The following is a 22,341-nucleotide window of genomic DNA, read 5'->3' as shown; positions in this document are numbered from 1 at the left end:
GCGGCTTGCCCATCAGACCGCGCCCATCACACCTTGTAGGCCAGCCGCAGCCCGCCCCAATGGCGTCCCTGGACGATGACGGGGGCGGAAACGTCCTTCATCAGGGCATAAGTCCCGCCGCCCATGTCGCGCCGGTAGGTCTGCAGCAGAAAGGGCTTGGCGTTGCGGCCGGCGGCAAGGCCGACACGGTCGTTGAAGATGCGGCGGTTCCGGCAGTTGGCGGCGTTCCACACCGGATCGCGGCCCTGGGGATGGCTGAACTGCCGGTTGTGAGTCGGCAGATAGCCGTTCTCGTCGATCGCCACGCAGAAGACGATGCGGCCGTTGGCCGACAGCACCGGTTCCTGGATGCCGGGCAGCACGCGGTCGCATAGCTGGGTATAGCGGGTCGTCACCTGCTGCGGGTCCGAACCGGCCACCGGCTGGTAATCGCGGTCGAACAAGTCGGATACGCTGATGTCGCCGCGGGCCAGCGCCTCCTCGAAAGCGGCGGACACCTTGGCGGCAGCCTCCTTGACGGTGGCGATGAAGGGGGTGTCGACCGTCTCGATGTTCAGTTCCGCGGTGATGCCGATCAGCCGCTCGCTCATGCCGACCAGGGTGTTCACCCGGTCGCGGGCCTGGGCCAGATTCTCGCTGGACAGCTTCACGCCCACCGCGAGATCGGCGATCTCGCGCTCCAACTCGCCGCAGTTGCCGCCGATCTCGGCCGAAGCGGCGTCGATCTTGTCGGTCTCGCCGTTCAGTTCGCGCATGGCCCGGCCGACCGTCTCGATCACCGTGCCGATGGCGCTGGTGCCCTCGCTGACCGCGCGGGCCTTGGCGGCACTCGAGGCACTCTCCACCATCAGGCGCTGGGCCTGCTCGTTCAGCACCTTCAGCGTCGCATCGATCTCCGTCGTCGCCTCGCTGGTCTTGGTGGACAGCGACTTCACCTCGTTCGCCACCACGGCGAAGCCGCGTCCGGCATCCCCGGCCCGGGCCGCCTCGATGGTGGCGTTGAGCGCCAGCAGGTTGGTCTGCTTGGCGATGGTGAAGATCTCCTTGGCGACCTTGCCGACGCGCTCCAGCGCATCACGGAGACCGGCGATCTGCCCTTCGATTCCCGTGACGGACGACACCAGCGCATGGATGTCGGACAGCGACTGCTGCACCCGGTCGTGGGACCCGTCGACCTCCTGCCGAGCCTGCTCGGTAACCGAACGGGCGACCGCCGAAGCCTCCGAGATCCGCTGGGTGCTGCGCGACATCTTGGCACCGGTGTCGCGAAGCTGCGTGAACACCTCCGACTGGTGGGTGACGCGGGCGTTCACGTCCTCGATATGGCCGGCGATATCCGCGATCTCGATGCCGAGATTGCCCGCTTCCTGCGCGATGTCCGCGATCAGATGCGGCCGAAGCTCAAAGCTTCCCTCCATGAGACCCACCATTTTTGCTGTTTTGTAGCTGAGCGCTTTCTCCCAGGAACTATTATTGCGCTTTTGATACAGATCCGCAACGAACGGGGTGCCGGAGTCGATCCCGCACCCCCTGTCCTTTGGTAGGATACCCTAAGGAGAAGCCACGCCTAAGGATTGTGCAGTAAGCCTCTTTGGACGCGAAATACGGGTTATCCCGCAATACGGATCCGTATCGTCGGCCGCACCCCACACAGCCGTCCGGAGGCGGCCCGGCGCCTGCCCGATCAGCCGGAAATCCTGTGGTCCAGCCGCTCGTCGACCAGCCCGGCCGGCTCCTGGTGGACCATCACTTCGGAATTGACGAAGGCTTCCTGCAACCGCCGTTCGACACGGTCGGCGATCTCGTGCGCAGCGGTCAGGGTCAGGCCACCGTCCAGTTCCAGATGCAGTTCGATGAAGCAGCCGGTGCCGGCATTGCGGGTGCGCAGGTCGTGCAGGCCGCGCACCCCTGGTTCGGCCCGTGCCAGATCCGCGATGCGGTCGCGCTCCTCCTGCCCCAGTTCGCGGTCCATCAGCACGTCCAGCGCGTCGCGAGCGACGCCGCGGGCTCCGTTCAGCAGGAACAGGGCGATGCCGACGCCGAACAGCGGATCGACGACGGTCAATCCCGTCGCCTCGGTCAGCAGGATGGCGACGATGACCGCTCCGTTCATCAGCAGGTCGCCCGAATAATGCAGCCGGTCGGCCCCGATGGCGACGGAGCCGGTGGCAGCCTGCACCCGGCGCTGGAAGGTGATGAGGCCGGCGGTCAGCACGATCGACAGCACCATCACGGCGATGCCGATCGCTCCTTCGCCGATCGGCTCCGGCCGGATCAGCCGCCGCACCGCCTCCACGCTCAGCAGCAGGGCGGAGCCGCCGATGAAGGCGGCCTGGGCCAGGGCGGCCAGCGCCTCCGCCTTGCCGTGCCCGAAGCGGTGGTTGGCGTCCGCCGGCCGCAGGGCATGGCGCACTCCGAGCAGCGTCACCACCGAGGCCATCAGATCGGTGCAGGAATCGATCAGCGAGGACAGGATGCTGACCGACTCGGTCAGCAGATAGGCGCCCAGCTTCGCCGCGATCAGGGTGGACGCCACCGACACGCTGGCATAGGTGGCATAGCGGCGCAGGCGATCCGCCGATGCCGCGTTTCCCGCTTTGTCGCTCAACATTCCCCCTGAATCGCAAGTCGGATGAATCGGCAGGACTGGTTGATCCGCAGAACCGGCCGCCATGGCCGGCGCGCGACCGTAGCGGCCCGCCCTTACGGGTCGCTTACGGCCGGCACCCGTTCAAGGATAAAGATGTTCTGTGGTCCAAACCGGCGGATTGTCGTCCGTCCCCCCGGCGCGGAGAAACACCAGGCGGTCGTGCAGCCGGAACGGACGGTCGCGCCAGAACTCGATCCGTGACGGCAGAACCCGGAAGCCGGTCCAGTGCGGCGGGCGCGGCACGGTGCCGATGGCGTGCTTGGCGGCGAATTGCGCCACGCGCTTCTCCAGCTCCCAGCGGCCTTCCAGCGGGCGCGACTGCAGCGAGGCCCAGGCGCCGATGCGGCTCTCCCGCGGGCGGCTTTCGAAATAGGCGTCGGCCTCGGCGTCGGTGACGGTCTCCACCGGCCCCTCCACCCGCACCTGGCGGCGCAGGCTCTTCCAGTGGAAGCAGAGGGCGGCGTTCCGATTCGCCAGCAGTTGCCCGCCTTTCCGGCTTTCGGTGTTGGTGTAGAAGACGAAACCGCGCGGATCGATCCCCTTCAGCAGCACCATGCGCACCGACGGAATGCCGCCGGCATCGGCGGTGGCCAGCGCCATGGCGTTGGGGTCGTTGGGTTCGCTCTGCTCCGCCTCCTTCATCCATTCGGCGAAGAGATCGTAGGGATTGCGGTCGTTGGTGTCCGTCATGCCTGTGGTCCTGTCTCGATGGGTCCCGCACCGCCGGGCGGCCGGCGCGGGAGCGGGCTTCCGTGCAAAAAGCGCAAGGGTCACAGCCTCATCACAATTCACAGCAAGCATAGGGTCGCTTATATCACTGTCCACCGCGAAGCCACCGATTGGGTGCCGCGGAACCAACCTTTTCGAGGCGCAAGGATGTTCGTGAAGAAAGTCGTTCCGGCCGTGATCGTCGCCGGCCTGCTGGCCGGGTGCCAATTGGGCGGTCAGAAGGAAACGGTCGGCACGGTCGGCGGCGCGGTCGCCGGCGGCCTGATCGGCTCGCAGATCGGCGGGGGAACGGGCAAGCTGGTGGCGACCGGCGTCGGCACGCTGCTGGGCGCCTTCATCGGCAAGGAGATCGGCGGCTCGCTCGACAAGGCCGACGCCGGCTATGCCGAGACCGCGGCCCGTCAGGCCTATGCCGCTCCGCTCGGCGACCGCATCAACTGGAACAACCCGCAGTCGGGCAATTCCGGCACCATCGTCACCACCCGCGACGGCTACAGCAACGTCGGCACCTATTGCCGCGAGTTCCAGCAGACCATCGTCGTCAAGGGCCGGACCGAGCAGGCTTACGGAACCGCTTGCAAACAGGCCGACGGTACGTGGAAGATCGTCGGCAACTCGTAACACCGCCGACCCGCAACCCCACTCGCAACCTTTGAGCCCCCTTGGGGCGGGAATTCTCTGCCCGTGGCAACGCGCGATCCCTACAGCGTTCTCGGCGTCAGCCGGTCCGCCACTGCCGACGACATCAAGAAGGCCTACCGCAAGCTCGCCAAGCTGCATCATCCGGACCTGAAGCCGGGCGATGCCGCCAACGAGGAGCGGTTCAAGGAAATCTCGGCAGCCTACACGCTGCTGTCGGATGCCGAGAAGCGCGCCCGCTACGACCGCGGCGAGATCGACCCGTCGGGGCAGGAACGGCACGCGGGCTTCGGCCCGCGCGGCCGCAGCGGCAACCGCAGCCAGGCCTACAGCAGCACCGCCGACGACAGTTTCTTCGGCGGTGGCGACGACTGGTTCTCCGACCTGTTCGGCGGTGGCCGGCGCCGCCCCGCCGGGGCCGGGACCGGGGCCGGCGGCGGTTCCACCGGGCCCCGGGTACGGGGCAGCGACATCTCCTATTCGGTCACCGTCTCCTTCGTCGAGGCGGCCAACGGATCGAAGCGCCGCATCAACCTGTCCAGCGGCAAGAGCATCGACGTCGCCATCCCGCCGGGGACGGAGAACGAGTCGAAGCTTCGCCTGAAGGGTCAGGGCCTTCCCGGCATGGGCGGCATGCCCAACGGCGACGCCATCGTCGAGGTGCATGTCGAATCCCACCCCTTCTTCACCCGGCAGGACGGCGACATCCATGTCGAGCTGCCGATCACCCTGAACGAAGCGGTTCTGGGCGCCACCATCCATGTGCCGACCATCAGCGGTAAGGTGGCGGTGAAGGTGCCGCCCGGCGCCAACACCGGCTCCGTCCTGCGGCTGCGCGGCAAGGGGGTGGTGAACCAGGCCACCAAACAGCCGGGCGACCAGTATGTGAAGCTGAAGGTGGTGCTGCCCGATCCGCCCGACGCCGAACTGGTCAAGTTCGTCGAGCAGTGGTCCAAGACCCGCAGCTACGACGTCCGCAAGAAGGCCGGGCTGGAGTAGGGCTCGCACCGGCGGCTCCCCCGACCTCTCCTCGTTTCCTCCACCCTGCGACACAATGCCGGGCGCTTCTACCCCAATGGAGAGTGTTGCATCGCACTGATTGCCTGGCGAACCTCGGTCCGTCTTCACCGTCATTCACAACGGGCCATTCGCCAAGGCGGAGGAAAATGAACTTCTTTGATGCGATAAGATCGGTGCTTTCCCAGTATGTCGGCTTTTCCGGCCGCGCCCTGCGGTCGGAATACTGGTATTGGGTCCTGTTCACCGTGCTGGTCAGCATAGGGACCAGCATTCTCGACTACGCTCTCTTTCCATTCAGCAATGTCAGCCCCTTGAACTCCATCACCAACCTGGTGCTCCTCCTGCCCGGGCTGGCGGTGTCGGCCCGTCGGCTGCACGACATCGGCCGGTCCGGCTGGTGGCTGCTGCTGGCCGTGGTTCCGCTGGTCGGATGGATCATCCTGCTCGTCTGGACGGCGACCAGGGGCGACGCGACGGCCAATCGTTTCGGCCCGCCACCGCAGCCGGCCCCCGGCTCGCCGGCCATCGCCTGACCGTCACTTCTTCACCGCCCGCAGCGGCACCGGCCCGGCCGCCCCCCCTACGCTCCCCTGCCCGGCCGGCTGCCCTTCCGGCGGGAGGTCGTCGTTCAGCAGCGCCTTCAGCGGCACGTTGAGCAGGTCGCTCTGCCGTGTCTCGGCGGCATCCAGCAGGCGGGCGGTGCGCTCCTGCCAGGGCAGATCCAGCCCGCCCAGCCCATGCACGGAGCCGCGCATGCCGATGCCCAGCGCCTTCATCAGCTCCAGCAGCGTCGCCTCGCCCATGTCGCGGGTCACCACCCAGGCGTCCCGGGTGGTGTGAGCGACCCAATGGGCATCCCGCAGCTGTTCCAGGATGCCGTCGATCAGCAGCGTGCCCACCGGCACCCGCCCGACCAGCGTGCGGCGGCGCATGCCCACCCCCAGCCGGCTCGCCTCCATCAGCTCGTGCAGGACCGCCAGCGCCAGCGCCAGACGCTGGGCTGGCAGCAGCCCCTCCATCCCGCCGCGGGTGACCTTGCCCGCCCGCCATTCCGGCAGCGACGCGGCGACCACCGCGCCGAACAGAATCGTCGACCAGGCGATGTAGAGCCAGAACAGGAAGATCGGCACCACCGACAGGGCACCGTAGATCGTCTGGTAGGCCGGATATTCGCGCATGTACCAGCCGAAGATCGCCTTCGATCCCTCCAGCAGGATCGAGCCGATGGCGCCGCCGCAGAGCGCATCCAGCCAGAACACGTCGCGGTTCGGGATGATCAGATACAAAAGCGAGCAGCCCAGCAGCTGCAGGCCGAACGGCAGCAGCATGCCGATTCCCGCCAGCGGATGGACCACGCCTTCCAGATGCGCCACCTCCAGCGCGGTCCACAGCGTGCTGGACAGCGACAGGCTGGCGCCGGCGAACAGCGGCGTCAGCGACACCACCGCCCAGAAGGACAGGATGCGGGTGACGTAGGACCGCGGTTCCCGAACGCGCCAGACGGTGGCGAAGGAGCCCTCGATGGTCCAGATCAGCAGCACCGCCGACACCGCCAGCCCGATCACGCCGAAGATCGGCATCTGCCCGGCATTCGCCATGAAGCGGCCGAGATATTCCAGGATCGCGTCACCGATCTCCGGCACCAGATTCTTGACCAGCGCCGTCTGGATGCGCAACTGCAGCGCGCTGAAGGCCGGAAAAGCGGAGAAGATGGCGAAGCCGATCGTCATCATCGGCACGATGGCCAGCAGTGAGGTGTAGGTCAGCGCCGCGGCGGTCTGGAAGCAGTTGTCGTTGTAGAAGCGCAGCATCGAATGGCCGAAGAAGCCGCCAAGCTCCCTCAGCCCGGCCAGGAGGCGGCTGCGCTCCTCGTCGTGGCCGGAACCGTCCTTAGCGTGAGCCATGCGACGCCTCCTGTGGCAGGGAGGCCCGCGCCGGTTTGACCATCGGGCGCTTTCGTGTAGGATGCGCGGCACTTTTCGCGGCTGGAGCCGCAGCACATCCGTCGTTCACGAGGTTCCGATGTCCAATCCGATGCCGCTCATGGCCGGCAAGCGTGGCCTGATCATGGGCGTGGCCAACGATCGTTCGATGGCCTGGGGGATCGCCTCCATCCTGGCCCAGCACGGGGCGGAGCTTGCCTTCACCTATCAGGGCGACGCGCTGCTGAAGCGGGTGAAGCCGCTGGCCGAGCAGGTCGGCGCCAAGCTCGTCCTGCCTTGCGACGTGACGGACGAGGCCAGCATCGACGCGACCTTCGCCGCCATCGAGAAGGAATGGGGCGGGCTGGACTTCGTGGTTCATGCCATCGCCTTTTCCGACAAGAACGAGCTGGACGGGCTGTACCTGGACACCACGCGGGCCAACTTCCTGCGCACCATGGACATCTCCTGCTACTCCTTCACCGCGGTGGCGCAGCGCGCCGTGCCGCTGATGAAGGACGGCGGCAGCCTGCTTACCCTATCCTACTATGGCGCCGAGCGTGTCATGCCCCATTACAATGTGATGGGCGTCGCCAAGGCCGCGCTGGAAGCCAGCGTGCGGTATCTGGCCGTCGATCTGGGTGGCCGCAACATCCGTGTCAATGCCATCTCGGCCGGTCCGATCAAGACGCTGGCCGCCAGCGGCATCGGCGACTTCCGCTATATCCTGAAGTGGAACGAGCTGAACGCCCCGCTGAAGCGCAACGTCACCATCCAGGAGGTCGGCGGCGCCGGCCTGTTCCTGATGTCCAATCTGGGCAGCGGCGTCACCGGAGAGGTGATGCATGTCGACAGCGGTTATCACACCGTCGGCATGGTCGCGGTGGACAAGGCGGCCGAGGTCGCCAGCCTGTTGGGCTCGTTGGGCGGCACGCCGAAGGCCGTGGGCTAAGCCCGGAGCGGTCGGGCGGGACCAATGTGCCCGCCATCGTATGACGAAGGGAGGGATCGGTCCGCCGATCCCTCTTTGCGTTTGCGAAGGCGACGTTTATGATTTGCGCAATATTCGCCGGATTGGGTAATATTCATGCGCGCTCGCAAGAAAATGGACTCGGTTTCTCCGATCCTTGAACAGATCCTTTATGGCGGGTCCAGCGTGTCGATGAATCTCATCGCCATCACGCGCGAGATCCCCGAAGAGCAGCGCATGTTCAAGGCCCAGGGCCTGAACAACTGCATCCTGTTCAAGTACCCGAACTTCGACGACCGCGACGATGACGGCGGCGGCGATCCCATGGCCGAAGACGAAGACATGGAAGGGGGCGAGCGCCCGGTCGAAACCGGCATCTACGTGCCGCACAACGCCCGTGCGCCGGAGGCCGGAGGCCTCGCCATCTACCTGCGCGGCCGCAACAGCGCGGCGCTGCTGGAAGAGCAGTTCGGCCTGAAGCACGGGCCGCAGGAAAACGGCATCATCGGCGACTTGAAGATGCTGTCGATGATCGACGACGTGCCGTCGCTCGACGCCTTCCTGCTGAAGACCTGCTTCGAAGCGGAGAAGGTCAATATCGATGCGCGTCATTGGCTGATCAGCAACGAGGAAGACCACCAGCTTCGCCGCCTGATCCGCGCCCGCATCGAGCCGATCGTCCGCAAGGCCCTGTCCGGCAGCCAGGGCAGCGCCGGCAGCGTCGAACGTTTCCTGGAAGCGATCTGGAACCCCAACCTCGAGGAAGCCGGCCTGTTCGTCTCCGCCTTCGGCATCGAGCGCTCAGAGGCCGACACCATTTTCAGCGCGTGGAAGGGCACCACCTTCTACGAATACCAGCTGCGCCGCATCGCGCCGCGCGCCCGCACCATCCTGACCTGGTTGAAGTCGCGCGAGTGCATCCCGGTCGACATCCGCATGCACAAGCCCTACGAAACCCAGTTGCTGATGCACATCGAACGGGTGGGCAAGCTGCTGGAAACGACGCTGCTCGACATCCGCACCATCCTGTCCGACTACGAGACGGCCTTCAGCAGCTTCATGAACGGCCAGCCCGAGCCCTTCCGTGATTACCTGCGCAGCATCCGCTCGCGCTACTGGCTGCTCGGCTATTGCGTGTCGGCCCTGACCAGCGTCGCTCATCTCGATGCCCGGTGCATGAAGAACACGCCGTCGCGCAAGCTCTACTTCGAGGGCATGCAGAAGCTGCTGCGCCAGTTCGACGTCGCGCTGGACCGCCGCCGCGAGCAGAAGGGCTCGCTCTGAGGCATTTCTCCGCCGCCTGACGGTCCTACCTGGGCTATCGGGCGGCGGAGATATTGTCAGGCATTCGCCCGGACGATCCTGCTGAGCGCACGGCCGCGCAGCATGCTCTCATGGACGAAGCCCAGGATATCGACGACGCCATCCTCTGCGGTCCGGAAGACGATCAGGTGGCGCGGAGCCTGGATCCGATCCGCAGGATCGGCAGTGTGGGTACGGCTGTGCCACGCGTGATAGAGCCCGACCCGCTGCCCTGCCGCTCGCAACCACTCGGCGCCATAGCGCTGCGGATCGTCTGCAATGTCCTGCATCGCCTGGACGAGAAGGGCCGCGTAGCGTATGCGCCCGATTTCGTGGAAGTTCTGCTCGCTCCAGTCCAGGATGTCATCCAATTCGGCCTCCGCCGGACCGGTAAGGCGGAAGGCATTCAACGTCATCCCCGTCCAGCCGCGGCACGCGTGGCAGCACGGCGGTTCAGGTCGGCCAGCAGGTCGCGCCGCCCTTCCTCGCCTTGCACAAGGCGGAAATCACCCTGCTCGACAGCTACAATGCCTCGGTTGGCAATGGCGCCAATGGCGGCAAGGCTCGCCTGCTCCGCCTCCAGATCGTCCTGATAGCGGCGCAACGCCTCGCGAACGACCTCGCTGGCGTCCTGATGCCGCCCGTGTTCGACCTGCTGGTCAATGAAGTCGCTCAAACGGTCCGTCAGGCTGAAGTTCTGACCGGTCATGCCACCTCTCCCCTTCCAGGCATCGGAGTCTGATACCGAACCGGCAAATCGTCAATCTCTTACCAATAACCTTCTGGCCCATCAAAAAAGGCGGCGCCTCGCAGCGCCGCCTTCTTCATATCTGAACCCCGAACCCTCAGGTGCCCTGCGGTTCCGGGCCCATGCCGCCGCTCTCCTGCCCGCTCGGCGGGACGGAGGACCGGCGGCCGCTGCCGGTGGTCGGACGCGGCGGGACGGGCATCGTCTCGCGCTCGTCGTCGCGCAGGATCGGTTCGCCGCGCAGCAGGCGGTTGATCTCGTCGCCGCTCAGCGTCTCATACTCCAGCAAGCCCTTGGCGAGCGTGTGCAGCTGGTCGATGTTCTCGGTCAGGATGATCCGGGCGCGGTCGTAGGATTCGTCCACGATGCGGCGGATTTCCTCGTCGACCAGCTGGGCGGTGCGGTCGGACATGTTCTTGTGCTGGGTCACCGAATGGCCCAGGAACACCTCCTGCGTCGGCTCGCCGTAGAGCAGCGGACCGAGCTTGTCGCTCATGCCCCACTCCGTCACCATTCGGCGCGACATTTCGGTCGCCATCTTGATGTCGCCCGAGGCGCCGGTGGTCACCCGCTCCTTGCCGAAGATCAGTTCTTCGGCGATGCGGCCGCCCATGGCGACGGTCAGGTCGGCCAGCAGCTTGGCCTGCGACAGGCTGATGCGGTCGCCTTCCGGCAGGCGCATCACCATGCCCAGCGCACGGCCGCGCGGGATGATGGTGGCCTTGTGGACCGGGTCGCTGTCGGCGCAGTGGATGGCGCAGATGGCGTGGCCGGCCTCGTGGTAGGCGGTCAGCTTCTTCTCGTCCTCGGTCATCACCATGGAGCGGCGTTCCGCGCCCATCATGACCTTGTCCTTGGCGTTCTCGAACTCGCTCATACCGACGACGCGCTTGCCGATGCGGGCCGCCAGCAGCGCCGCCTCGTTCACCAGGTTCGCCAGATCGGCGCCGGAGAAGCCGGGGGTGCCGCGGGCGATGACCTTGGCGTCGACGTCAGGCGACAGCGGGACCTTCCGCATATGGACCTTGAGGATCTTCTCACGGCCCAGCACGTCGGGGTTCGGCACCACGACCTGACGGTCGAAGCGGCCCGGACGCAGCAGAGCGGGGTCGAGAACGTCCGGACGGTTGGTCGCGGCGATCAGGATCACGCCCTCGTTCGCCTCGAAGCCGTCCATCTCGACCAGCAGCTGGTTGAGGGTCTGCTCACGCTCGTCGTTGCCGCCGCCCAGGCCGGCACCGCGATGGCGGCCGACCGCGTCGATTTCATCGATGAAGATGATGCAGGGGGCGTTCTTCTTGCCCTGCTCGAACATGTCGCGAACGCGGGACGCACCCACGCCGACGAACATTTCGACGAAGTCCGAACCGGAGATGGTGAAGAACGGCACATTGGCTTCGCCGGCCACCGCGCGGGCGGTCAGCGTCTTGCCGGTACCCGGAGGACCGACGAGCAGGCAGCCCTTCGGGATCTTGCCGCCCAGCCGCTGGAACTTCTGCGGGTCCTTCAGGAACTCGACGATCTCCGTCAGCTCCTGCTTGGCCTCGTCAATGCCGGCGACGTCGTCGAAGGTGACGCGGCCGACCTTCTCGGTCAGCAGGCGCGCCCGCGACTTGCCGAAGCCCATGGCCTTGCCGCCACCGGACTGCATCTGGCGCATGAAGAAGATCCAGACGCCGATCAGCAGGAGCATCGGGAACCAGGACAGCAGCACCGAGAACAGCGACGGCACGTTGCTGTCGTCGGGGACCGCGTTGATCCGGACGTTCTTGTTGGTCAGGCGCTCCACCAGCCCCGCTTCGGGCGGGACATAGGTGCTGAAGGAGCGGCCGTCGGAGAAATGGCCCGAAACCTGGTTGCCCTTGATCGTCACGTCGGCGACCTGGCCCCGGTCCACTTCGGCGAGAAGCTCGCTGAACGGAACGGTCGTTTGCGGGCTGCGGGTGGAGGAACTCTGGAACAGGTTGAACAGGGCCACGAGGAGCAGCCCTATGATGATCCAGAGAGCGAGGTTCTTGCCGAAATTGTTCACGTCACACGCCTTTCTGCGAACCCATCGCCATGCGGTGCGCCGACAAGGCCGCACCCCGGTCTCCTACGGGCACGTTCCCTGATTAAATAATGCCGTCCCGGTCCGAAACAACCGTAAAAGCTGGTCTTCCCAACGACGAAAGTGGACAAAAGCTTGCGCGGTCCACCGGGTGCTGCCCATCCGCGCCGAACCCGTAGCACATACCGATCATCGGCACACCAAGCAATTCCGTTCCCGACCAAAGGCTTGGCAATGTTTCCCGCACCGGAACCGGCAGGTCGGGCAACCGCTCCGGTGCCCGCCGCGCCCCCCATTCGCGCCAGCCTGCCGCCCCCAGCGCCGCGACCGTGACCGGCCGGCCCCACCGCGGCGACAGCCGCAGGTCGAATCGCCCGTCCCAGCGTACGGTCCCGCCGGGCGGCACGCTCAGCCGCTCCGTCGCCGCCACCGGCTCGCGCGCGACCATGACCGTACCGCGGCGCATCCGCACCACGCAGCCGCCCAATGTCCCGCCCTGCCCGTCCGGCAGCGAGGCGAACAACCGTTCCAGCGCCTCGTCCCGCACCGGGTGGGCCGGGCCGCCGACCACCGCCAGCGCGCGGGCCAGTGCCCGCAGCGCGATTTCCGCCGGGGCGGCGAACAGGGGAGCGGGAGCCAGCGCGATCCAGCCTTCCGGATGGACCGTCGCGATCTCGGCCAACAGCACGGCGGTCGCCTGCTCCAGCGCCGCCCGCGCCCGCCCGGCCCGGCGGGCGACCTCGCCCAGCCGGGCACCGTCCAGCCCCTCGCCGCCCAGCAGGTCGCGAGCAGCGCGCAGCCTGGCACGGGCGAAACGCGGGTTGCGGTTGGAGGGATCCTCGATCCACTCCACGCCCTCGGCGCGGCAGGTCGCCAGCAGCCGGTCATGGGAAAAGCCGAGCAGCGGCCGGATCACCCGCACCCTGCCATCGGCGCGCACCGGCGCCATGCCCGCCAGCCCGTCGATGCCGGACCCGCGGGCCAGGCGCAGCAGCACCGTCTCCGCCTGGTCGTCGCGATGATGGGCGAGCGCCAGATGCAGGATGCCGGCGTCGGCGCAAGCGTCGGCCAGCAGCCGGTGCCGCGCCACCCTGGCCGCCGCCTGAACTCCGGCCGGCGGCTTCTCCCCCTCCCAGCGCAGGATACGGTGGGGGATGCCGAGTCGGGCCATCGCCTGCCCGACCGCCGCCGCCTCGCCGGCGGAGTCCGGTCGCAGCCCATGATCGACGGTCAGCGCCAGCAGGCTTCCGCCCCGCTCCGCGACCCAGTGCCGCAGCAGCACGACCAGCCCCACGCTGTCGCCGCCGCCGGACACGCCGACCGCGACGGCGGGCGCCGGTTCGAAACCGCCCAGCGCCGCCAGCGTGCGGGCGAACTCCTCCCGCGATACCGGCTGCGATACCGGGTCGCCGCCGGGACCGCCCATCAGGCCGGGCAATTGATGCGCTTGCGCTCCGTGTCGGCGCGGCGCTTCACGCTGGCCGAGGCTTCGGGGAACTTGGTCAGCAGCTGGCCGAAGGCGGTGCAGGCGTCCGACTTCTTGTTCATCTGCTGCAGGGTCATGCCCAGCTTCAGCAGGCTGTCCGCCGCCTTCGGGTTGGTGCGGTACTTGGACAGCACCTCGGCGAAGGCCTGGGCCGCTTCCGGGAACTTGTTGCGGACGTAATAGCTCTCGCCCAGCCAATACTGCGCGTTGCCGGCATAAGCATGGGACTTGTTCTTGGCGATGAACTCCTGCAGCGCCTTCTCCGCCCGGTCATAGTCGGAGTTGCGCAGCAGTTCGAACGCCTGCTCATACTGCTTTTCCGGCGACAGGCCGGCGCTGGAGGGCGGATTGGCCGCGGCGCTCTGCGCCGGCTTGTCGGCCGCCTTCTTGTCGTCGGCGGCGGCCTTGGCGGGCTTGGACGGGGCGGCATCGGACATCGCGCCCCCCATGGCGCCTCCGGTGGACCCGCCGCCCTTCTCCAGCTCCTTCAGGCGGAAATCGACGTCGGCGTTCACCTTCTCCAGCCTTTCGCGCAGCTGGGTGACCTGATAGGTCGATTCCTCGTATTTCCCGGTCAGGTCCTGGATGGACCGTTCGAGATTCTGCAGCCGGATTTCGAAATCGGCGGCGACGGAGGGCGACAGCTGCGCCACCTCCACCGGACCGCCCAGCGCCGCGACCTGGGTTTCCAGCGATTGCAGCCGCTCGATCTGCCCCTTCGACTGGGCCAGGGCGGGGCCCAGGGCGGGGGTTGCCGCGAGCATGCCACCCAGCAGCAGGGCGGCGACGGGACGGATGTTGGTCATGCGCGTGGGATCCTGAGGAGATCTGATGCCGGGGGACGGGCCCACGGCGACCATGGCGAACGATAAAGGCGGCGCGATGGCCGCTGTTTAGCAGAACTTGCGCGACGGCGCAAAGAACCGACCTCATGGCAAAAAGCCGGCCGCCAAAAGAAAAGGCGCCGCCCCGGTTTCCCGGCGGCGGCGCCCTTCCCTGTTCCCCGTCAGGCGGGGACCGGCGTCATCAGTTGACGACGGTCACGCCACGGCGGTTCTGCGACCAGGCGGCCTCGTTCGAGCCGACCACCGCCGGACGCTCCTTGCCGTAGGACACGACATTGACGCGGTTCGGGGTGATGCCCTTGGCGGCCAGGTAGTTCTTCACCGAGTTGGCGCGGCGCTCACCCAGGGCGAGGTTGTACTCGCGGGTGCCGCGCTCGTCGGCATGGCCTTCGACGGTGACGGTGACCGAGCCGTAGGTCTGCAGCCACTTGGCCTGACGGTCGAGGGTGGCGCGAGCCTCCGGCGACAGGTCGAAGCGGTCGAGGCCGAAGAAGACGCGGTCGCCGACGTTGACGACGAAATCTTCCGCCGAGCCCGGACGGACCGAGGTCTGCTGGGCACCGGTGTTGGCGCCGTTGGCGGCGTCGTTCGGAGTGGATTCGCAAGCGGCGAGCAGAGCGACCGCGGCGAGAGCGAGGAACTTCATGCGCATGTTCAGGGACCCCTTGAACGAAACTTGTTTGATGGTCGAACTTTGTCTGCACAGGAGCAGCTTCTTTCCGCCAATCCCCGACGAAAAGACGACGTTCGACCTTTGTCTTGAGCATTGCTCCCGCGTCGCCGCAAAATAGGGCTACTCCACTAGGGAATCAAGGGCGACCACGCGGGATCCGACGCGTCAACCGGGGTGCTCACGCGACGCTCGTTGGCGCCGGTGATGTCGATGCTGTACAGCTTCGCGTTGCGGCCACGGCCGTCGCCCGAGGGCAAGTCCTTGAAGAACATGAGAACACGGCCGTTGGGAGCCCAGGTCGGTCCCTCGACGTGGAAGGCTTCGGTCAGGATTCGTTCCCCTGACCCATCCGGACGGATTACGCCGACTGCAAAGCTGCTACCACGCTGGCGCGTGAAGGCGATCAGGTCGCCGCGCGGCGACCATACCGGCGTACCGTAACGGCCCTCGCCGAAGGTCAGCCGCTTCACGCCCGAGCCGTCGGCGCCCATGACATAGAGCTGCTGGGTGCCGCCGCGGTCCGACTCGAAGACGATGCGCTGGCCGTCCGGCGAATAGCTGGGGCCGGTGTCGATGCCCGGCGCGTCGGTCAGCTGGGTCTGGCGGCGGGTGCGCAGGTCCAGCGTATAGATGTCGGTGTTGCCGTTCTGGGCCATCGACATGATGACCTTGTTGCCGTCCGGCGAGAAGCGCGGGGCGAAGGTCATGCCGGGGAAGTCGCCCAGGACCTCCTGGCGGCCGGTGTCGATGTTGAACAGGTACACGCGCGGCTTCTTGTTGAAGTACGACATGTACGTGATTTCCTGGGACGTTGGCGAGAAGCGCGGCGTCAGGACCAGGGTCTGGCCGTCGGTCAGGAACTGATGGTTGGCGCTGTCCTGGTCCATGATGGCCAGCTGCTTCTTGCGCGCGTTCGCCGGGCCGGATTCGGCGACGTAGACGACGCGCGTGTCGAAATAGCCATCCTCGCCGGTCAGGCGCTTGTAGATGGCGTCGGCCACGATATGGGCGATGCGGCGCCATTCCTGCGGCGAGGCGCTGTAGCTCAGCCCCTGCATGTACTGGCCGGCGGCGACGTCCCACAGGCGGAAATCGACCTTCATCCGGCCGTCGCCGCCCGTCGTGGTGTTGCCGGCGACCAGCGCCTGGGCGCCCAGCGCCTTCCAGTCCTGATAGCGCGGCTCGCCGCTGCGCAGCTGGTCGGGCGTCTGCAGGAAGCCGCGCGGATCGAGCGGCTTGAACAGGCCGGAGCGCTCCAGGTCGTCGGAGATGACCTTGGAGATGTCGGCGCCCATCTGCGCATCACGCCCGCCCGATCCGGCGAAGCTGGTGATCGCGATGGGCAGCGGCTCGGACACGCCCCGCGTGATGTCGATGCGCAACTCGGCGCGCGCCTCCTGCGGAGCGGCAACGCCGAGGGAGAGGAGAAGCGCGCCGGTGGCCCCGGCCAGCTTCAGGAGAAGCCTCGTCTTCGTCGTCATGGTCAGAACATGTCCCTCGGGTCGAAATTGAACACGATGAAGCGCCAGTCTTCATAGGTCTGTGGCGTGAACTCGCTGGTCAGCAGTTCCAGCGGGCTGGACCGCTTGACCGCGCGCACCGCCGCGTCGGCCGACGCCCGGAAGGCGGCATCCGACATGTAGCGCGACCGGTACTTGTCGTCGATCCAGGCACGGACCACGCTGTGGTCGCGACCGACCTCGACATGGATCTCGATCTGCATCGAACCGGCGTCCTTGCGGCCGCTGTCGAAGTTCCAGTTCTTGCTCAGCTGGCCGCGGATGGCGTCCAGCGCGCGGCCCGACGGCTTGAACGGCCGATCGGGGCCGTTCGTTGCCTTCGCCGCCCCGGCCGGCGCCGCGGATGCGGTCTTCTGGCTCGGCTTGGCGTCGCTGTTGGCGCTGGCCGAGGCCTTGCCGTCCGCCTTCGGGTTGTCCGACGGCTTGATCTTCCCGACATTCGACAGCAGGTCGGACAGCGGGTCGGTCTTGGCCGACGGTTTCTCCGGCTGCTTGGCCGGGGTCTCCGCCTTCTTCGGCTCGGCCTTGGCGACCTCCTTGGCGGGCTCCTTCGCCGGCTCCGGCTTCTTCGGTTCCGCTTTCGGCGGTTCCGGCTTGGCAGGCTCGGGCTTCTTCGGCTCGGGCTTGGGCGGCTCAGGCTTGGGCGGCTCCGGTTTCGGAGGCTCCGGCTTGGGCTCGTGCTTGGGCGGTTCCGGTTTGGGCGGTTCCGGTTTGGGCGGTTCCGGCTTCGGCGGCTCGGGCTTCGGCGGTTCCGGCGGCTTCGGAGTCGGCGACGGCGCCGGATCCGGGGGCGGAGGCGGTGGGGGGGGCGGAGGAGGAGGCGACGGAGTCGGCTTGGGCGGCGGCGTCGGCTCGCGCGGGGGCGGCGGCACCTGGGCGACCTTCGGCGGCTCCGGCGTCTTGGTGGGCGGCGGCGGGGGCGGCGGGGGCTCGTCCTCCTCGTCGGGCGGCTCGGGCGCCGGCGGGGCGGGTTTGGCCTCCGGCATCGGCGGGCGCGGCGCGGCGTTGGCCGGTTTCGGCTCGCCCTTCTCGGTCCGGGCGGCCTGGGTGACTTCGCCGATGTCGACGATCTCGATCGGGATCGAGGAGGCGATCTCGAGCTTGCGATCGCTGGGCGGCATGCCGAGCACCATCAGCGCGACCAGCGCGACGTGCAGCACCGCCGAGGCGATCAGGGGCTTGCGCATGGGAGTTCCGCCCGCCTCAACGCGCCGGTTTGGGCGCGCCGACCCGCGCGCTGGACGCGGTCGGGCCGTTCGGCATCTCGGCGACCAGACCGACCTTCTTGAAGCCGGCGGCGCTCATCGTGCCCATCACCTCCAGCATCTTGCCATAGGCGATCTTGGCGTCGCCGCGGACCAGGATGCGGGCCTCGGGGTTGTTGTTGGTCACCGCGATCAGCAGCGCCACCATGTTCGTCAGCTCGACCGGCGTCTCCTGGACGAAGACGCGGCCGTCGGTCTGCACGGTGACGAACAGCGGGTCCTTCTGCTGCTCCAGCGGAGCGGCGTTGGTCTTGGGCAGGTCGACCGGGACGCCGACGGTCAGCATCGGGGCGGCGACCATGAAGACGATCAGCAGGACCAGCATGACGTCGATGAACGGCGTCATGTTGATCTCGGCCATCGCGCGATAGCCCCGGCGCTTGCCGCGCCCGTGGGATTTGCCTGCGAGTTGTCCGGCCATGGTTCAGGCGGCTCCCCGCTCCTCGAGGTGGCGGGACAGGATCGCCGAGAACTCGCCCGAGAAGGTGTCCAGCCGGTCGGCGTAGCGGCCGAGGTCGGTGGAGAACTTGTTGTAGGACAGCACCGCCGGGATGGCGGCCAGCAGGCCCATGGCGGTGGCGAACAGCGCCTCGGCGATGCCCGGCGCCACGACGGCGAGGCTGGTGTTGCCCGACCCGGCGATCGAGGTGAACGAGTTCATGATGCCCCACACCGTGCCGAACAGGCCGATGAAGGGGGCGGTCGACCCGACCGAGGCCAGGAAGGTCATGTAACGTTCGGCCCGCGCCATCTCGCGGCCGATGGTCACCGCCATCACCCGCTCCACCCGCTGCTGCAGCGAGCTTTTCATCGTGCCGCCGATGCCGCGGTCGGCGGCGTGGCGCCACTCGCGCATGCCGGCGGCGAAGGTCGCCGCCATCGGGTCGGCCGGAGCCTGGCCGATGCGGTCGTAGAGCGCGTCGAGCGACCCGCCCGACCAGAAGGCCTCCTCGAAGGAATCGGCCTGGGCGTTCAGGCGGCGGATGCGCATCAGCTTTTCGATGATGATCGCCCAGCACCAGATCGAGGCGATGACGAGCATCATCATCACGATCTTGACGACCGCGTCGGCCTGCCAGAACAGGCCGAGGATCGTGATCTCATGTGCCGTCGTGGCGGCGGCATTGCCGGCCAGCTGGGCGGTTTGCAGGGCGTCCATCGCAGTGAGTCTCGCGTTTGCGCTGTTGGCACGGGGAGTGGAAGGAAACGGTCGATAAGGTCAGTCAGTCAGTCGACGCAGGCGAAGAGGCGTTTTGCTTGGCATGCAGCGTCTCCATCGCCGCTTTCACCGGGTCGGGAAGGCGCACGGCCCGCCCGGCCCGGTTGATCGTCACCAGCCGCAGGTCGGCGTGCACCAGCACGCGACCGTCGCGGCGGATGACTTGTGCAACTGCGAAGGAGGCACCGCGGATATCGACGATTCGGGTTTCCACTTCAAGCGTATCCTCCAGCTTGGCGGGGGCGTCAAAATCAATGGTCAGGCGCCGTACCGCAAATGACACACCTGTGACATCGCCCGAACCGGCCGCCATTTCCGCCTGACGGAAGCCCATCAGGGTCAGCATCTCCGTCCGCGCCCGCTCCGCGAAGCGGAGATAGTTGGCGTGATAGACGATGCCGCCGGCGTCGGTGTCCTCGTAATAGACCCGCAGCGGATAGCGGTGGCTGCCGTCCTCCGCGAACCATCCGGAAAGGGCGGCCTTACTCATCGCCCTCCGCCTCCGTCGCGTCCGGAACCCGGTCCAGCAGGTCGAGCTGCCGGAGCGGGGCGCTCGGCGGGTTGAGGCCGAGATAGCGGAAGCCCTGGTCGGTCAGCATGCGCCCGCGCGGGGTGCGCTGCAGGAAGCCCTGCTGGATCAGGTAGGGTTCGACCACCTCCTCCAGCACGTCGCGCTGTTCGCCCAGCGCCGCCCCCAACGTCTCCACGCCCACGGGACCGCCGCCGTAATTGTTGGCGACCAGCCCCAGATAGCGGCGGTCCATGCTGTCCAGCCCCAGCCGGTCGACCTCCAGCCGGGTGAGGGCTGCATCGGCGACGCGCTTGTCGACCTCTTCCACCCCGGCGACCGCGGCGAAATCGCGCACCCGGCGCAGCAGCCGGCCCGACACGCGCGGCGTGCCGCGCGCCCGGTTGGCGATCTCGCGCGCCCCCTCCGGCGTGATCCCCATCCCCAGCACGCCGGCGGCGCGGCGCACGATCAACTCCAATTCGTCTGGCTCGTAGAATTGCAGGCGCACGGGAATGCCGAAGCGTTCGCGCAACGGGCGCGTGATCAGGCCGCTGCGCGTCGTCGCGCCGACCAGCGTGAAGGGCGGCAGGTCGATCCGGATGGACCGCGCCGACGGGCCTTCGCCGATGATGAGGTCGAGCTGGAAATCCTCCATGGCGGGATAGAGCACCTCTTCCACGGCGGGATTAAGGCGATGAATCTCGTCGATGAAGAGGACGTCGTGCGGCTGGAGGTTGGTCAGCAGCGCCGCCAGATCGCCGGCCCGGGCGATGACCGGGCCGGAGGTGGCGCGGAACCCCACCCCCAGTTCGCGCGCCACGATCTGCGCCAGCGTGGTCTTGCCCAGACCCGGCGGCCCGAACAGCAGCACATGGTCCAGCGCCTCGTTGCGGGAGCGGGCGGCCTGGATGAAGATCGACAGGTTCTCGCGCGCCTGTCGCTGGCCGATGAACTCGGCGAGCGACAGCGGACGGATCGACGACTCGGCGGAATCGCCCTGGCCCTGGCCCGGCTGGACCAGACGATCGTGGTTGGGGTCGCTCATTGGCTCAGTTCCTTGAGGCCCTGGCGGATCAGATCGGACACGCCGGCGTCATCGCCCAGCACCCGCCCGGCGGCGACGACCGCGCCGAAGGCTTCCGACCGGCCATAGCCGAGATTGACCAGCGCCGACACCGCATCGGCCAGCGCCGGAGTGGCGCCCGGCACGGCGGCGGGGGCACCCTTGCCGGCCGGCGCGCCCGCTGTCGCCGCGGGGCCGAGCGCCAGATTGCCGACCTTGTCCTTGAGTTCGTTCAGGATGCGCGCCGCCACTTTCGGCCCGACGCCGTCGGCGCGCACCAGCGCGGTCTTGTCCTGGGACGCGATGGCGCGGGTCAGCTGGTCGGGATCGAGCACACCCAGGATCGACAGCGCCAGCCGGGCGCCGACGCCCTGGATGGTGGTCAGCAGCTTGAACCACTCCCGGTCCGCCTGATCGCCGAAGCCGTGCAGGACGATGCGTTCCTCGCGGATGAAGGTCTCGACCACCAGCGACGCCCGTTCTCCCACCGCCAGGCGCGACAGCGTGCGGTTGGAGCAGGACAGCAGGTAACCGACGCCGTTCACGTCGAGCACGACCCAGTCGGTGCCGGTGGAATCGACGATGCCGGTCAGCTTGGCGATCATGGGAACTCCCGGCCCGAGGGCTGGCTGCGAAGAATGGAAGTCTCTTCGAGACGCGCGCGGATGATCTCCAGCACGCCGTCAAGGTTGTCGATCACATCTGTGTTCCAGAAGCGCAGGATGCGGAAGCCGGCCTGCTCCAGCATGCGCGCCCGCCGCTCGTCATGGGCGGCGCGCTGCTCGGCATGCTGGCCGCCGTCCAGTTCGATGATCAGGCGATGGTCGTGGGCGACGAAGTCGGCGACGAAGCCCAGGATCGGCTCCTGCCGCCGGAATTTCGCGCCGAGCTGGGCATTGCGCAGCTTCTGCCAGACGATCTTTTCCACATCCGTGGCGTTCATCCGCAGGTCGCGCGCCCGTCCCGTTATGTAGTCAGTGGGCTTGGTTTTCGCAACTAGCGCCATGTCCCCCACTCGCCCGGGGCTCTCCCCCTCTCCCCCCCGGGGAGAGGGTCGGGGTGAGGGGGAAGCGCCGCGTGGAGTCTTGGGAGAGGAACATTGTGCATCCCCCTCACCCTGCCCTCTCCCCGGGGGGGAGAGGGTTTGTCTCGGCGCTTCGGCATTCCGCCGCCACATCGTCCAGCTCGCGCGGTGGTGCGCGTGGCAGATCGCCACGGCCAGCGCGTCGGCGGCATCCGGCGAGCCGATCTCGCAGCCGGGCAGCAGCAGGCGCACCATCGTCTGGACCTGCGCCTTCTCGGCGCGGCCCTGGCCGACGACCGCCTTCTTGACCATGTTGTTGGCGTATTCCGCCACCGCCAGCCCGGCCTGGGCCGGCACCAGCAATGCCACGGCGCGGGCCTGCCCCAGCTTGAGCGTCGAGACCGCGTTGCTGTTGACGAAGGTCTCCTCCACCGCCGCCTCGTCGGGGCGATAGCGTTCCACCACCGCCGACAGCGCGTCGTGGAGCTGCACCAGCCGCTCGGCCAGCGGGCAGGACTCGTCGGAATGCACCGCGCCGTCGGCGACGTGGCTCAGGCGGTTGCCCGCCACGTCGATGATGCCCCAGCCGGTATGGCGCAGGCCGGGATCGATCCCCAGCAGCCGCACCGGCGAAGGCACCGCCGCCCCAGTTCGTCCTGCCCGCGCAAACACGACACCCGCTCTCCGCTTGCAAGACCCGCGTCG

23 protein-coding genes are annotated in these 22,341 nt (G+C 67.7%); 5 read left to right on the top strand and 18 right to left on the bottom strand.

From position 1 onward, the window contains the following. Positions 1–26: 26 nt before the first annotated feature. The 3 genes from JHL17_RS28615 to pdxH all read right to left on the bottom strand — a co-directional run bounded on the left by JHL17_RS28615 (position 27) and on the right by pdxH (position 3,340). Positions 27–1,418: a methyl-accepting chemotaxis protein gene (locus tag JHL17_RS28615; protein ID WP_200198036.1), complete on the bottom strand. Its 1,392-nt coding sequence runs from the start codon at positions 1,416–1,418 to the stop codon at positions 27–29. A 266-nt stretch (positions 1,419–1,684) separates the two neighbouring features. Continuing rightward, a complete protein-coding gene (locus JHL17_RS28610) occupies positions 1,685–2,611 on the bottom strand; it encodes a cation diffusion facilitator family transporter (protein ID WP_200198035.1) in 927 nt (308 codons plus the stop codon). A 120-nt stretch (positions 2,612–2,731) separates the two neighbouring features. Further along, positions 2,732–3,340, bottom strand: a complete 609-nt coding sequence (gene pdxH, locus JHL17_RS28605) for a pyridoxamine 5'-phosphate oxidase (protein WP_200198034.1) — start codon at positions 3,338–3,340, stop codon at positions 2,732–2,734. A gap of 186 nt (positions 3,341–3,526) precedes the next feature. Between pdxH and JHL17_RS28600 the strand changes: the two genes are divergently transcribed. The 3 genes from JHL17_RS28600 (at position 3,527) to JHL17_RS28590 (ending at position 5,571) form a co-directional block, all read left to right on the top strand. Further along, positions 3,527–4,000 (top strand): RT0821/Lpp0805 family surface protein, encoded by a 474-nt coding sequence (locus JHL17_RS28600; RefSeq protein WP_200198033.1) that lies wholly within the window; start codon positions 3,527–3,529, stop codon positions 3,998–4,000. Positions 4,001–4,063: 63 nt separating this feature from the next. Further along, on the top strand, positions 4,064–5,017 hold the full coding sequence (locus JHL17_RS28595; protein WP_200198032.1) for a DnaJ C-terminal domain-containing protein: 954 nt from the start codon (positions 4,064–4,066) through the stop codon (positions 5,015–5,017). 167 nt (positions 5,018–5,184) lie between these two features. Continuing rightward, positions 5,185–5,571 carry a DUF805 domain-containing protein gene (locus JHL17_RS28590; RefSeq protein WP_200198031.1) on the top strand — a complete coding sequence of 129 codons (387 nt, stop codon included), beginning with the start codon at positions 5,185–5,187 and terminating at the stop codon, positions 5,569–5,571. Positions 5,572–5,574: 3 nt separating this feature from the next. Here JHL17_RS28590 and JHL17_RS28585 read toward each other — a convergent pair whose 3' ends face one another. After that, positions 5,575–6,942, bottom strand: a complete 1,368-nt coding sequence (locus JHL17_RS28585; protein WP_211113579.1) for a YihY family inner membrane protein — start codon at positions 6,940–6,942, stop codon at positions 5,575–5,577. 118 nt (positions 6,943–7,060) lie between these two features. On the opposite strand from JHL17_RS28585, the gene fabI reads away from it, so the two are divergent. Both fabI and JHL17_RS28575 read left to right on the top strand, forming a co-directional pair. After that, positions 7,061–7,912: an enoyl-ACP reductase FabI gene (gene fabI, locus JHL17_RS28580; protein WP_282189370.1), complete on the top strand. Its 852-nt coding sequence runs from the start codon at positions 7,061–7,063 to the stop codon at positions 7,910–7,912. A 210-nt stretch (positions 7,913–8,122) separates the two neighbouring features. Then, on the top strand, positions 8,123–9,214 hold the full coding sequence (locus JHL17_RS28575; RefSeq protein ID WP_247893913.1) for a hypothetical protein: 1,092 nt from the start codon (positions 8,123–8,125) through the stop codon (positions 9,212–9,214). A 56-nt stretch (positions 9,215–9,270) separates the two neighbouring features. On the opposite strand, the gene JHL17_RS28570 is transcribed toward JHL17_RS28575, so the two are convergent. The 14 genes from JHL17_RS28570 to ruvC form a co-directional block, all read right to left on the bottom strand. Beyond that, complete coding sequence (locus JHL17_RS28570) at positions 9,271–9,648, bottom strand: type II toxin-antitoxin system RelE/ParE family toxin (RefSeq protein ID WP_282189369.1); 378 nt, start codon at positions 9,646–9,648, stop codon at positions 9,271–9,273. After that, positions 9,645–9,941, bottom strand: a complete 297-nt coding sequence (locus tag JHL17_RS28565; RefSeq protein ID WP_200198027.1) for a type II toxin-antitoxin system ParD family antitoxin — start codon at positions 9,939–9,941, stop codon at positions 9,645–9,647. Before JHL17_RS28565 ends, JHL17_RS28570 begins: the two co-directional genes overlap by 4 nt. Before the next feature lie 136 nt (positions 9,942–10,077). Continuing rightward, positions 10,078–12,012: an ATP-dependent zinc metalloprotease FtsH gene (gene ftsH / locus JHL17_RS28560; protein ID WP_200198026.1), complete on the bottom strand. Its 1,935-nt coding sequence runs from the start codon at positions 12,010–12,012 to the stop codon at positions 10,078–10,080. Positions 12,013–12,094: 82 nt separating this feature from the next. Next, positions 12,095–13,468 carry a tRNA lysidine(34) synthetase TilS gene (gene tilS, locus JHL17_RS28555; RefSeq protein WP_247893875.1) on the bottom strand — a complete coding sequence of 458 codons (1,374 nt, stop codon included), beginning with the start codon at positions 13,466–13,468 and terminating at the stop codon, positions 12,095–12,097. Then, positions 13,456–14,322 carry a tol-pal system protein YbgF gene (ybgF, locus tag JHL17_RS28550; RefSeq protein ID WP_200198025.1) on the bottom strand — a complete coding sequence of 289 codons (867 nt, stop codon included), beginning with the start codon at positions 14,320–14,322 and terminating at the stop codon, positions 13,456–13,458. Before ybgF ends, tilS begins: the two co-directional genes overlap by 13 nt. A 220-nt stretch (positions 14,323–14,542) precedes the next feature. Further along, a complete protein-coding gene (gene pal / locus JHL17_RS28545; RefSeq protein ID WP_200198024.1) occupies positions 14,543–15,013 on the bottom strand; it encodes a peptidoglycan-associated lipoprotein Pal in 471 nt (156 codons plus the stop codon). 149 nt (positions 15,014–15,162) lie between these two features. Further along, positions 15,163–16,515 carry a Tol-Pal system beta propeller repeat protein TolB gene (gene tolB, locus JHL17_RS28540; RefSeq protein WP_200198023.1) on the bottom strand — a complete coding sequence of 451 codons (1,353 nt, stop codon included), beginning with the start codon at positions 16,513–16,515 and terminating at the stop codon, positions 15,163–15,165. Between the two features lie 2 nt (positions 16,516–16,517). Then, positions 16,518–17,741: a hypothetical protein gene (locus JHL17_RS28535; protein WP_200198022.1), complete on the bottom strand. Its 1,224-nt coding sequence runs from the start codon at positions 17,739–17,741 to the stop codon at positions 16,518–16,520. A gap of 16 nt (positions 17,742–17,757) precedes the next feature. Beyond that, positions 17,758–18,240, bottom strand: a complete 483-nt coding sequence (gene tolR / locus JHL17_RS28530) for a protein TolR (protein ID WP_200198021.1) — start codon at positions 18,238–18,240, stop codon at positions 17,758–17,760. 3 nt (positions 18,241–18,243) lie between these two features. Next, the gene (tolQ, locus tag JHL17_RS28525; RefSeq protein WP_200198020.1) at positions 18,244–18,978 is read right to left on the bottom strand and encodes a protein TolQ; all 735 of its coding nucleotides are present in this window, start codon (positions 18,976–18,978) and stop codon (positions 18,244–18,246) included. Between the two features lie 64 nt (positions 18,979–19,042). Beyond that, positions 19,043–19,528 (bottom strand): tol-pal system-associated acyl-CoA thioesterase, encoded by a 486-nt coding sequence (gene ybgC, locus JHL17_RS28520; protein WP_200198019.1) that lies wholly within the window; start codon positions 19,526–19,528, stop codon positions 19,043–19,045. Further along, positions 19,521–20,594, bottom strand: coding sequence for a Holliday junction branch migration DNA helicase RuvB (ruvB, locus tag JHL17_RS28515; protein WP_200198018.1), 1,074 nt, complete (start codon positions 20,592–20,594; stop codon positions 19,521–19,523). The genes ybgC and ruvB overlap by 8 nt, the downstream gene beginning before the upstream one ends. Beyond that, a complete protein-coding gene (gene ruvA, locus JHL17_RS28510; RefSeq protein ID WP_098740239.1) occupies positions 20,591–21,217 on the bottom strand; it encodes a Holliday junction branch migration protein RuvA in 627 nt (208 codons plus the stop codon). Before ruvA ends, ruvB begins: the two co-directional genes overlap by 4 nt. Next, on the bottom strand, positions 21,214–22,275 hold the full coding sequence (gene ruvC, locus JHL17_RS38045) for a crossover junction endodeoxyribonuclease RuvC (protein WP_425599657.1): 1,062 nt from the start codon (positions 22,273–22,275) through the stop codon (positions 21,214–21,216). Before ruvC ends, ruvA begins: the two co-directional genes overlap by 4 nt. Between the last annotated feature and the right edge of the window lie 66 nt (positions 22,276–22,341).

Source organism: Azospirillum endophyticum (assembly GCF_016595245.1).
In the GTDB taxonomy this organism is placed as follows: domain Bacteria; phylum Pseudomonadota; class Alphaproteobacteria; order Azospirillales; family Azospirillaceae; genus Azospirillum; species Azospirillum endophyticum.
The sequence above is the reverse complement of the archived record's forward strand: the minus strand, read 5'-3'. Positions and strand labels throughout refer to the sequence as shown.